This is a genomic window from Rothia nasimurium (assembly GCF_004569295.1).
GTDB classification, from domain to species: Bacteria; Actinomycetota; Actinomycetes; order Actinomycetales; family Micrococcaceae; genus Rothia; species Rothia nasimurium_B.
Window position 1 is genome coordinate 16,336 of the sequence record NZ_SPQC01000036.1, and the last position, 11,104, is coordinate 27,439.

Sequence of the window (11,104 nt, forward strand, 5' to 3'; positions counted from 1 at the left end):
TTTTGTCGTTGCCCCGTTTTTGGTGTCTTTTTGGGATGTTTTTCCCAGGGGGCGTGGCACGGGGCGGTCAACTCTGGCCGACTTTGGCCAATGTTAGAGTTCGCCACGTTCGGCAAGGACGTCGAAGGTAGGGAACGAATTAACCGCGTCACGCATGTGCTGTTGGTCTGTGCGGTGGCAGGCTTCGGCCAGGAGCGGGGCGGGGTCTATGCCAAGAGGCCCGCAAATGATTTCGAGGTCGTCGAAGGTAAGGGTCGTGGTGTGGTGCTCGAAGATGTTTTCGAGGTGTTCTAGAGGTAGACCAGTACGCTCTGAAACCATGGGTAGGGTGAGGCGTTTGCGCTTGAGCTTCGTGTGTAGAAGCTTGGCGATAGTTGGGGCCAGTAAGAGGCGCATGGGCGTTCCTTTTTAGAGGTTAAATATAGAGGCGCCCCGGCAGGGGTAGCCGGGGCGGTAGGTGATTGGCTAGCCGCGCTCGCAACCTACGCCGTCACCGTCACGGTCAAGGTGCGGTGCGTAGCGTGGGTTACTGGAGTACACGGGGGTGTCGCCTGCGGCACGGGCTTCGGCGCAATTCTTGTAGGGTGCTTGTGCGGGTGCAACTGGTGCAGGCTGTTCAACTGGGGCTTGCTCGACAGGTGCGGGGGCCATCTGCGCGGGCTGCTCAACGGGGGCAGGAGCCACAGGTGCTGGCTCTTCTACTACCGGGGCCGGTTCTTCCACCACAGGGGCAGGGGCCACGGCCCCACAATTGGAGAGCACACGTTGCATGGCATCCTTCTCAGCTTGCTTCACCCACAGCCCGTACTTAGCTTTCACTTGAATCTGTTTACCTACATAGGTGCAGCGGTAGGAAGTGTTTGAGGGTAGCCAGGTTGCAGCGTCACCGTCACCTTTTTGCTGGTTGGCAGGGCCATGTACTGCGAGGAGGTTCTCGGGGTCATTTGCGAAAGCTTCACGGGTGGTTGCGTCCATCTGCTGCGCTCCGGTTTGCCATGCATCAGATAGGGCAACGACATGGTCGATTTGTACGGTAGCAGAGATTGTTTCGCCATACCGGAAGTTAATGGTATACCCGGTGTAAGGGTCATCTAGTACACCGGACATAACCTTACAGCCGTTGGTGCCGGGTTTTACGGTGATACTGGTGAGGTCTCGGCGTAGGATGTCGTTGCGTGTATCGCAACCGTTCATGTCAACATCTGCCCAGCGCTGGCCGAAGAGTGCACGGTCGTAGCCGGTTTTGGGTGCGCGCCCCTTTACTTCGAGCGTGTCCAGTAGGTCCCAGGCGGCTTGTGCTTCGGGGCCGTCAGCGGTGGCCGCTTCGGGTACAGCTTGGATGTCCTTCTCTTCTTCGAGTGCAACAGGTTCGGGGGCGTTGGTTGCTTCTGGCGTGGGCTCAGGCGCGGCTGGCTTAGCGTCAGAGGTAGCGGTGCTTGGTGCGGTAGTCTGCTGGCGGGCGCCGACAGAGGCTGCGGCTTCTTCTACCTTGGCTTGCCTGGCGGCCTCATATGTGTTGCCGTTGATGGTTACCCCGGTGACGATAAGGATAGCTAGGGCTACGGCGGCTCCGCCAAGGGCTTTTTGCTTGCCGTTCAACTGCTGCCAAAAACGTTTGAGAGACGTTATCAGCTCAGACCAAGTGCTTTGGGGTTTAGGGGCAGACATGAGAGGGGTTCCTTTCAGGGGCAGGTGATTTTATGTGAGGGGGATCGGCTATAGGTTGGTTATGCCGCGGCATATTCTTCTATTGCCACTAGAGGGTAGGCCCTTGCCCAGGCGTCCAGCACCCAGTCGGCGACGCCAAGCTCATAGGCTATCCTCGCAGGGTTATCGGGATAGATGGACGCTAGGCGTAGGAGTTCTTGCTCGTTAATAAGCGCTTGCGCCGCGTAGAGGTCACACGCTGCTTCTATCCTCGGGGTGAGCGCTCTGGGGAAGCAGCTGTCGCCGCGGGCGTGGTGTCCTAGTTCGTGCCATAGGACGCTGATGAGTTCTCTGCCGGTGAGGTCGGCTGCGATGTAGATGGTGTTGCCGTGGGTGATTCCGTCCCGGTTTTTGAGGGCGCGGCGTGGTACTTCGATGATTTTCACGCCGCGCCGCTCAGCTTCGGCCCAGGGGTCGCGGTTATCCCTCATAGTATTCGACTCCTCTTTCTTCGCCTGGGCGCAGCTTCCGTGCCTTTCTGGCGGCTATGTCGTAGTCCTCTGGTACGTCTGCAAGGATTTGGGCTAGCTCAGCTTCGTAGTCTTCCTGAGTTTTAAGGGCCTCTGCGAAGGGTGTCGGCTCATATGGGTTTGTATCGAATGGGTTATCTGGGTCTATTGTGGCGGTACTTCCCATACGACGAAGGACTTCTGCTGTGAGTTCTTGGTCAGTAAATGCCGTGATGTCATTGCGCGTTCTGAGTGTTTGCGCATATTCCTCTTCTATCAGCTGGGCTTCAACTGCCAAGGTGAGGAAGTCTAGGTCAAGACCCCTTGCGAGCTGATAGATAGTGTCTAGTGTTAGGGCTGAGACGCCGTTGAATTGGCGGCTGAGCTTTGTATGGGTTAGTCCCGCCTTCTCGGCAATTTTTGCGGTGGAAAGCCCAGTGGAGTGCTGTAGATACTGTTCAATGTTCACTCTCCAAGCCTTGCATAAATAGACAGAAGTATCAAGTTTGAGCAAATACCTGCTATTTCTAGAAAATTTTTTACACCTCTTGACTAGGAGAAACACTGCTGGTGTCTGGGGGTTTGGGGGTTTCCTCTCTGGGACAGCTTGCAATCATGAACAACCTCTGTCTATTATTGAACTATCACGAAGTGAGGAGGTGACACCATGGCGCAGGAGCCACATTTCAATCCCCGCGTACTTGACCGAATCAAGTACGAAGCAGGTATCCATAAATGGAATGACCTAGCTATCCTGCTAGGCGTCTCATACACCAAGCTAAAGAACTGGCGGGAAGGCAAGTCCACACCCAGCTTTGCTGAGACAATCCTGATGTCCTACAGGTTCCGTATTCCTATCCAGGACATGACGGTAGAGACCTACGAAGAAATTCTGGAAATGGCAAAGGCCGCCTAAGTTCCCTTAGCCCGTTGTGGGGTCGGGTTTATTTGCCCCGCAAAAAACACACAACCACCTACCCGGTGTTTGTTGCACCCAAAAACAGGGTGCGGTGTATCCCGTACCCACCTCACTTACCGTTCGCGGTTCGGAGTCAGAAAGGATAGGGCACCCCTATGTTCCTTGAAGAACTATTGGGCATTGACCGTTCTGCCACTAAGACCTTTATTAAAGCGACACTGCTTGATAAGGCCAGAGCTAACGGTGGCTCACTCAGCACATCACTTGCTGACCGCTGGGCTAACCAGCTCAAGCAGGGCAAGTATGACAAGAAGATGCTCATAGACCTTGCCCGTATCATCGGCTATTCAGACCCTACCGGCGAGCGTGCCACACGGAACGCTGACCGGGCGCTAGGGCTTATGAACTACTAGAGAAGAAGGATTCTTATTATGAAGAATATTGGCGCAACGCTATTAGCTGCCGCACTTGTTTACGGAAGTCACCGCGTCGTTTCAGCTATCGAGTACCATGCCCAGCGCACGGGAAGTATGCCCCCAACCATCAGCCAGGCAAGGGAATACTCGTCCATAGTGCATATCCCAGACCGCAAAGAGTTTCAGAAACATATTGAGAACTTCCGTGCCACGAGCCATGGCAAGGGGGAAGAGCTCAGGCCTTATCTCGGCTACCCGCTGATTGAGAGTCTCCAAAAGAAGAGCTCAGCTCGCATGAGGCGGTTGTTGTCCCGTGTTGCTGGTAGCTTTTGACAAGTTTTCACGAATAAAGAAATGACCCGCAAGCCAAGAGCATGCGGGCCGAATGTGGGTTTCAGATTACCACAAAGAACACCCGCCCTCCTGGAGACAAGAGGAGCGGGCTTGCAATCAACAGTAAGGAGTCTACCAGATGGCCAATTTACTCGAAATACTAAAGCGACGAGGAGAAGTACAGAGAGCTGTCATACGCCGCATGAACGAAAACACCGATTCTCCACATGGGCTTGACCCTCGCATCGTGGCTCTCATCGATTTTGAGCAGAAGCTTAACGAAACAGTTGCTCGTAAGGGTGCACGGCTTGACGAGCCAGCGTTTTCTTACATTGATATTTCAACGTTCATCTGGTCTGAGATTGATGGGATTAGCCAGCAGGTATGGCAGGAAGAATCTGAGAAGCTATCAGGCTAGAGGCTGGCTTGACTAAAAGCAAAGGGGTGTATTTAATGGTTTTACATGATTTTTAACCCTAAAAGTTGAAAGGTGGCTATCTTGCACCCACGCCTATCCGAGGACCTTCAGCCTTATGAACCTCGACTTCACCGCATTGCTAGAGAGGCTGATAAGAGTGTCTATCAAGCGAGCGAGAGCCAGGAAAAAGGCCTTGAGACTATCAAGGGCTTTGAGAACAGGCAGAACCGTGAGCGTACGGTGCAGATAGATACGGCCAAAGCAATTCTAGAATCACGGCTGAGTGAACCCGAGTTTACCGAAGATGGAATTACCGTTTCCCGGAGGGGGAACTCTTGCAAGATAACCATTGACGGACACTTATCTCTTGCGGTGCGTACAGTGCCTAAAGATAAGGATCTTCACTCCTTGATGAACCACGGTAAAGCCCGTGTCGAGGGAGTCGATAAGGCACTTGCTGACGTACTCTTTGGTGAAGCTATGCAGGAATATGCATTGTGCATAGAGCTATACAGCAGCCGTGACCAGCGAGGGGTTAAAGCGGTAGGGATTGCGCCACTAGAGGACGGTAATCCGTGCTGGGAAGATATCGTTTTGCTTGACCATCAGATACCCCAACAAGTAGTTAAGGACGAAGATGACTTTGTCGAGTTCGTGAACAAGATGAAAATTTCAGAGCCAGAAATAGTAAAGGAAGGGGATGCTGAAGAAAATGGAGGAGAGTCTACCTCTCACACTGCCTAACACAAGGGTTGCTGTATTTGGTGAGCGCGTAAAAGATGTTAGAACTCTCAGGGGGGTAACAGCTAAAAGGTTAGCCGAAGAGCTTGGAAAGACTCCTAGTGCTATTTCTCACCTTGAGAGTACGGAAAGTACGGAATTGTCTGTTGCTGAGGTTCGGGTGATAGCTGATTTTCTGGGGGTGGAAGAAGAATATTTGGTTCATCCTCCAGTGAGTTATATTAAGAACTCAGATTTACATTTTCGTGCTAGTTCAACCCTTACGAAAAAAGAGGCTTCTTCTCAGTCTATTTTTTTGAAAATCATTACCGAGTATATTGTTCAGTTAGTTAAGACTCGGAAGGTTGAACTTTTCCCTGTCCAGTTAGAGGACCTTGATTACCTCGATGATATGGACGGTATAGTGCAGCGGGCGCGGGAGATTCTTCGGCTGAGGCCTGATGAACCTATTGGTAATCTTGTCAGTCTTTTAGAGAAAAACGGGGTTATTGTTGTTCCGACTGTTAGTGATTTAGTTGCTCATGTGCCTAATCATGATGCTTATTCGTCATGGACAAGTGGTGCTGGTATTGATATTCCGGTGATTGCTGTGCGTATGGATACTGCCTGGGAAAGGCAGCGGCTTTCTGTTGCGCATGAGCTTGGGCACTTGGTGCTGCACAGGTATAGAGCAGGGGAGAGTAAGGAAGAAGAGGCTTTTGATTTCGCTATTCGTTTCTTGATTCCGCCTGCTGAGATTATGAAGGAGTGGCCTAATCATGCGACGCCTTTATCCTTGCTTCCTTTGAAAAGGAAATGGGGGGTGTCGATAGCGGCTATCGCTCGATATGGTCGTACTTTAGGTCTGATTGATGATTTTAGGTATTCGTCTATTTATCGACAGTTATCTAATAATAAGGACCGTGCTACTGGTAAGAGCTGGAGGGTGCAGGAGCCGGGTGCTCTTGAGCGTTTGCCGGAGAAGCCCCGTGTTCTTGCGGCTATTGTGTCTGCGGTTTTTGGTCTTTTGCCCACTGTTGAGGTGTTGCGTTCGGAGACTTTTTTGCCGTGGGATATTTTGAGTTCTGTGTTGCGGCAGCTGGATTCTCCTTGGGCTGATGTTTTGGAGGAGGAAGTAGATGATGGTTCTCCCGCAGATATTGTGAGTCTTGATTCTTGGAGGGCTTGTTAGTTTATAACTTGTTTCTTTGATGGCTCGCCGTTTGGTGGGGCCTATTTTTGTGCCTATTTTGTAAGTTAATTTGAATATTTAGGGAATAAAGCCCCTGGCGTGTACTCGTCAGGGGCTTTTGTTATCCCTTGGAAGGGGATTAATCCAATGGAAATTCTACCAAACATCAACGCACACGGTGGTGTGCAAGCTTTTGATTTCAACGGGCTGACCCTGCGGGCGCTGCTCTTAGACGGCGAGCCTTGGTTCGTGCTGGCCGACTTGGTGAAGGCACTCGGGCTGACCAACGCCTCAGTGGTAGCCAACAGGCTCCGCGAAAAGGGGGTAAGCAAAACTTATACCCCTACAGCCGGTGGCCGTCAGCTCACCACCATCATTGACGAGGGCAACCTGTACCGGGTCATTATGCGCTCTAATTCCCCAGCTGCGGAACCGTTCGAGTCCTGGGTAACTGACGACGTCCTGCCGGCTATCCGTAAGACCGGCTCCTACACGGTCGAGAAGCAGCCAGAAACCGCGCTTGAATGGGCCGAGAAATTCATTGAGACCGAGAAAGCCCGCCTAGCACTGGTTGAAGAAAACAAGGTGCTAGCGCCAAAGGCACAGGCGTATGACGAGTTCTTAGGAGCAACTGGTCTAATTAGCGTCAAATACGCCTCTACTCTGCTGGGGGAGGCCGGTATCAATATTGGCCGGAACAACCTTTTCACTAAGCTCGGTGAGCTTGGCTGGATTTATCGAGAGGGCGGGGCCTGGGTTCCGAATGAGACACGCAAGAAGCAGGGTCTTATCACTGCCGTTGCTAAGACTCGGCCTGATTACTCTTCCCTGATTCCTGGGATGCGTAAAGTCGCTAACCCGAAGATTCATCTAACGCCTAAGGGTTTGCATAAACTGCGGGAACTTCTGCTGCCTCCTTTTGCGCTTGAGGGGGTGGCTTAGGTGGCGGGTCTTGATTTTGCTGCTATTGAGCGCCGGGGGCATTACTACACCCATGAGCTGAGCGTCTATGTGGGGCTTGAGCCTAAGACTTTGAGGAATTTTAAGTCTGCTGGGCATCCGTTGATGGCTAATGCGTGGCTTTATGGCCGTAAGTTGTGTATTCCTGTTGAGGATGTTGAGGCGTATATGGATAGGGAGCGTGCGGGGCGGTGGGAGAAGCAGTGAGTATTTTTTCGCCTGACCATTTTCGTTTTGACACGCTGCCGGAGGACGAAGCGGCCTGTCCTGTATGTGGGACGCCTGAACCATACGACTGCCCCTGCGACAGCTATTTCGCTGACCCTGACGATGATAAGGAATTTGACAATGACTGATTTACATTATGAGTTCACTGGCGAGACCAAAGTTAACTGGGCTGGTGTGACTCTGCACCGTATCCGTGCTACCCGTGATTTGCCGCGTTTTGGTGTGTCTGTCGGTGATGAAGGCGGCTGGGTTGAGGGTGCGAAGAACCTCTCCGGTGACGCTTGGGTCTACGGGGAAGCTGAGGTCTACGGGGAAGCTGAGGTCTACGGTAGTGCACGGGTCGCCGGCGACGCTCGGGTCTACGGTAACGCTCGGGTCTACGGGGAAGCTGAGGTCTACGGTAACGCCGAGGTCTACGGTAGTGCACGGGTCTACGGTAACGCTGTGGTCTCCAGGGGCGCCGATTACATGCACCTTATCACCTATACCAGCCGGCGGCTACGCACGACCCTCTTCAAAGAAAAAAATGGCAAGCACACCATCCAAATGGGGTGCTGGTCAGGAACCGTTGAAGAGCTCGAAGCCCTCTTCAAGGAAGAGGAATGGGTGGAGACAAGCGGCGCTGCCGCTGATGAGGCTCGTGAAGAGATGCTGGCGCTGTGCCAGGTTTTCCGTGCCCGTATTGCAAGGTGGGGTAATGACTCTGAGAGCTAAGGCCCTGCTGTGCTGGGCTTTTCTTATACCCCTGGCTGTTTTGAACCCTACCCCTACTGGCGGCGCGCTCCTAGTGATCGCGCCGCTTGCTGTATTCACCTACTACACCACGAAGGATTTTATTGATGAACGACAGCACAATTGAGCGACTTTTGCTAGCTGATGGCTGGGAGCGTGTCACTGGCGCTGACCTACGAGAAGGTGATTATGTTGCCTGGTGCGATGATTTTGACAGCTGGCATGAGGGGCTGGTTATCCCCTCGCTTGATTCTAAGAACCCTTGGTGGCAGGAGGGGCATGGGGGCATTAAGGCTTTCGATGTCCTTCTGCGCCGTCCGGCGGAGTTCCCCCATCTTGATAGGCGCTTTGATAAGGACGGTGTGGAATACGTCAATGTTTCTCAGTCGCCGCGCAAGCCTGCGTATGTCCAGGCTTCCATGATTGACCAGCACCTGTTACGTCTTGAAGATGCTTACGTTTCTTTGGGGGAACGGGCGGTTAGCACAAAGAATCTCACAAAGGAGAAACCAGAAAATGAGTGAAGCACACAAGCGGTGGCATGCTGTCCTTGCTGAGTTGAAAGCCATCGGTAAGGACTCGGTGAACCAGCAACAGCGGTTCCAATACCGAAGCATCGACGATATCAAGAACCATCTAAACCCCTTGCTCTCAAGGCACGGGGTTTTCTATTACCCATCACTCACTGAGCGAGTGTCGACCGAGCAGCGACAAACTAAAAGCGGTGGTGTGCAGTTTGCTGTGTCTATTACCCAGTGGTACACGGTGGCCGCAGAAGATGGGTCTTATTTTGAGGTCTCGGTGCCTGCGGAGGCTACGGACTTTGGTGACAAGGCTACACAAAAGGCAATGACTTTCGCGGAAAAAACGTTCCTTGCACAGTCATTGTGCATTCCGACTAACGATATTGACCCTGACGGGGAGAGCCCAGAACCGTCAGTTGCTCGTAACTGGGTTGAGCTTTATAACCGGGCGTATGACCAGGGCACGGATAAGCTGACAGATTTTCTAGCGTGGGCACGCACGCAGGGAGATGCACCACAAGAGATGTTGACAGCAGGGGCGAAGGCGCTTGCTGGACTACAGGAAGGAAATAATCATGAGTAATTTACCTCAGGAAATTCTGGCGCTGACTCTGCTGCAGAAGCAGATTAAGGCCTCTTTAGATGAGAAACGGGCGCAATGGGGAGCAGGTAAAACTCCTGGTGATCGTAATGGCGCCGCTATTGATGGGGAGTCTATGGGGACAATCAGTTTTGAACAGGCTAAGGCCTCGTTCAAGTTAGCTGACCCGGTGGCCGCTTTGAAGTGGGCGCAAGAAAATAATCCGCAGGTTGTGAAGTTTGAACCTTTTCTTGATCCTGGTTGGGTTGCAGCTGTTTCTAAGGAGCCGGTAACGGCAGAAGGGGAGCTTATCCCTGGGTTTGAGCTGGTCGAGCCTGCCCCAAAAATTGTTGTTCGCACTGCTAGAGATGGTGCTGGGGTTCTTTCGCGGGCTCTGGCGGCAGAGAAGCTATCAGTGGCTAGCGTTTTGCAGGTTGAGCAGTGACCGAGATATTCCCTGCGCAGGTTGAGCAGAAAATTCTTGAGTTGAGTAACCGCATAGCCCGCTCTGCCGGGGAGTGTGATAGGCGCTACCAGGCTTTCAAAGAGGCTGAGCGGGCTTATGAGCAGGCGTATGCGAGTGTTTATGTGCGGGCTGAGTGCCCGCAGACTGAGAAGAAGTATCGGGCGGTGCTGGCGACTGTTGATGAGCGTGAAGCTCTTGATGTAGCTGATGCTGCTTACCGTTATGCTGACCGGCTGGCGAGGTCTTTGCAGTCTGAGCTTATGGCTTATCAAACCGTGAACCGTTCAGTGTTGGCTACTTATTCGGTGGCTGGGGTTGGTGAGCGGTGATGCTTAGCGCTAAGACCCGTGAGCTGGTGTATGAGCGTGATGGTAACGCCTGCGTAGCCTGTGGCGTCTCGCATGGGCTGACTATCCAGCACCGGATAAACCGCGGTATGGGCGGTAGCAAGTTGTTTGATACCCCGGCGAACCTGATTACTATGTGCGCCGTGGAGAACATGTTGCTGGAATCTAACGCTGATTTTGCTGACCGTGGGCGTAGGAGCGGGTGGAAGCTATGCCGGTATCTTGACCCGTTGCGGTGCCCTGTTCTTTATCCGGATGGGTGGTTTGGGCTGGATGATTCTGGGGGCCGGTTCCCGTGGGCCGGTTCTTGTGATGTTTGATGACGTGCTTTTTTGAGGTGCGTCTTTTTTGTTGCCCCGGTGCCAACGCACCGGGGCTTTCACCTAAAGAAAGGAAGCTACCGTGAGTGTACAGGCAACAACATGGGTGTGGGAACATTCTCAAGCTGAGGGTACTGCTCGCTTGGTATTGCTGGCCGTTGCGGACGCCGCCAACCGGGAGGGGGAGCGTGCGTGGGTTTCGGCTAAGACCATTTCGAAGATGTGCCGTATCGGTCACCGAACTGCGCAGCGGAAGATTGCTGAGCTTATTGATTCGGGGGAGTTGGAGAAGATGGGTTCTCGGGGTGAGAAGCATGCGACTGTTTATCGGTTGCCGGGGGTTAGGGAAAATCAGCCGGTACGCCAAGATGACGTAGCGCCGGTACGCCAAGATGACGTACGCCAAAATGGCGTATACGCCAAATCGGACACACCGCTACGCCAAATGGAGCCAGCCGCTACGCCACCGATGGCGCACACTCCCATTAACCCCAGTAGTTCTAAAGAACTACACCCCATTAATAACGCGCACGCACACGAAACAGTGGGGGAGCGGAAACGCCCCGCCCCCGGACGCGTCCACTACTCCCCAGCCTTCGAACAATTCTGGGAAGCCTACCCCCGCAAAGAAGGCAAACTCGACGCCTACAACGCCTGGCGCTCAGCCTCCCACTTCAACAACGCCTCCCACCTCATAGCCGCAGCCGGACGCTACCGCGACAACCCCAACCGCGACCCCCGCTACACCAAAACCCCCACCCGCTGGCTCAACACCAGAGGCTGGGAAGACGGC

At 53.2% G+C, this 11,104-nt stretch carries 17 protein-coding genes; 13 read left to right on the forward strand and 4 right to left on the reverse strand.

Features of this window, described 5'->3' with window-relative positions:
* Positions 1-93: 93 nt before the first annotated feature.
* The 4 genes from E4U03_RS09495 to E4U03_RS09510 form a co-directional block, all read right to left on the reverse strand.
* The gene (locus E4U03_RS09495) at positions 94-396 is read right to left on the reverse strand and encodes a hypothetical protein (protein ID WP_135013300.1); all 303 of its coding nucleotides are present in this window, start codon (positions 394-396) and stop codon (positions 94-96) included.
* 69 nt (positions 397-465) lie between these two features.
* A complete protein-coding gene (locus E4U03_RS09500) occupies positions 466-1,668 on the reverse strand; it encodes a GmrSD restriction endonuclease domain-containing protein (protein WP_135013301.1) in 1,203 nt (400 codons plus the stop codon).
* Positions 1,669-1,727: 59 nt separating this feature from the next.
* A complete protein-coding gene (locus E4U03_RS09505; RefSeq protein WP_135013302.1) occupies positions 1,728-2,138 on the reverse strand; it encodes an ImmA/IrrE family metallo-endopeptidase in 411 nt (136 codons plus the stop codon).
* Complete coding sequence (locus tag E4U03_RS09510) at positions 2,128-2,625, reverse strand: helix-turn-helix domain-containing protein (RefSeq protein ID WP_167752389.1); 498 nt, start codon at positions 2,623-2,625, stop codon at positions 2,128-2,130. The genes E4U03_RS09505 and E4U03_RS09510 overlap by 11 nt, the downstream gene beginning before the upstream one ends.
* A gap of 198 nt (positions 2,626-2,823) precedes the next feature.
* On the opposite strand from E4U03_RS09510, the gene E4U03_RS09515 reads away from it, so the two are divergent.
* From E4U03_RS09515 to E4U03_RS09575, 13 genes are all read left to right on the forward strand, one after another.
* Positions 2,824-3,072 (forward strand): hypothetical protein, encoded by a 249-nt coding sequence (locus tag E4U03_RS09515; RefSeq protein ID WP_135013304.1) that lies wholly within the window; start codon positions 2,824-2,826, stop codon positions 3,070-3,072.
* A gap of 158 nt (positions 3,073-3,230) precedes the next feature.
* Positions 3,231-3,488, forward strand: coding sequence for a hypothetical protein (locus E4U03_RS09520; protein WP_135013305.1), 258 nt, complete (start codon positions 3,231-3,233; stop codon positions 3,486-3,488).
* Between the two features lie 18 nt (positions 3,489-3,506).
* Positions 3,507-3,824, forward strand: a complete 318-nt coding sequence (locus E4U03_RS09525; RefSeq protein WP_135013306.1) for a hypothetical protein — start codon at positions 3,507-3,509, stop codon at positions 3,822-3,824.
* A 139-nt stretch (positions 3,825-3,963) separates the two neighbouring features.
* Entirely contained in the window at positions 3,964-4,242 is a 279-nt protein-coding gene (locus tag E4U03_RS09530) for a hypothetical protein (protein ID WP_135013307.1), read from the forward strand.
* A 72-nt stretch (positions 4,243-4,314) separates the two neighbouring features.
* Positions 4,315-4,986 carry a hypothetical protein gene (locus E4U03_RS09535; RefSeq protein ID WP_135013309.1) on the forward strand — a complete coding sequence of 224 codons (672 nt, stop codon included), beginning with the start codon at positions 4,315-4,317 and terminating at the stop codon, positions 4,984-4,986.
* Positions 4,943-6,154, forward strand: coding sequence for a helix-turn-helix domain-containing protein (locus tag E4U03_RS09540; protein WP_135013310.1), 1,212 nt, complete (start codon positions 4,943-4,945; stop codon positions 6,152-6,154). Before E4U03_RS09535 ends, E4U03_RS09540 begins: the two co-directional genes overlap by 44 nt.
* A 147-nt stretch (positions 6,155-6,301) precedes the next feature.
* Positions 6,302-7,096: a phage antirepressor gene (locus E4U03_RS09545; RefSeq protein ID WP_135013312.1), complete on the forward strand. Its 795-nt coding sequence runs from the start codon at positions 6,302-6,304 to the stop codon at positions 7,094-7,096.
* Between the two features lie 366 nt (positions 7,097-7,462).
* Complete coding sequence (locus tag E4U03_RS09550; RefSeq protein ID WP_135013314.1) at positions 7,463-8,056, forward strand: polymer-forming cytoskeletal protein; 594 nt, start codon at positions 7,463-7,465, stop codon at positions 8,054-8,056.
* Between the two features lie 125 nt (positions 8,057-8,181).
* Positions 8,182-8,598 (forward strand): hypothetical protein, encoded by a 417-nt coding sequence (locus E4U03_RS09555; RefSeq protein WP_135013316.1) that lies wholly within the window; start codon positions 8,182-8,184, stop codon positions 8,596-8,598.
* Positions 8,591-9,181, forward strand: a complete 591-nt coding sequence (locus E4U03_RS09560) for an ERF family protein (RefSeq protein WP_167752390.1) — start codon at positions 8,591-8,593, stop codon at positions 9,179-9,181. The genes E4U03_RS09555 and E4U03_RS09560 overlap by 8 nt, the downstream gene beginning before the upstream one ends.
* Complete coding sequence (locus tag E4U03_RS09565) at positions 9,174-9,623, forward strand: hypothetical protein (RefSeq protein ID WP_135013320.1); 450 nt, start codon at positions 9,174-9,176, stop codon at positions 9,621-9,623. Before E4U03_RS09560 ends, E4U03_RS09565 begins: the two co-directional genes overlap by 8 nt.
* Entirely contained in the window at positions 9,620-9,973 is a 354-nt protein-coding gene (locus tag E4U03_RS09570; RefSeq protein WP_135013322.1) for a hypothetical protein, read from the forward strand. The genes E4U03_RS09565 and E4U03_RS09570 overlap by 4 nt, the downstream gene beginning before the upstream one ends.
* Before the next feature lie 420 nt (positions 9,974-10,393).
* Positions 10,394-11,104, forward strand: a 711-nt coding sequence (locus tag E4U03_RS09575; protein ID WP_194210403.1) for a helix-turn-helix domain-containing protein, incomplete at its 3' end; no start/stop codon positions are given.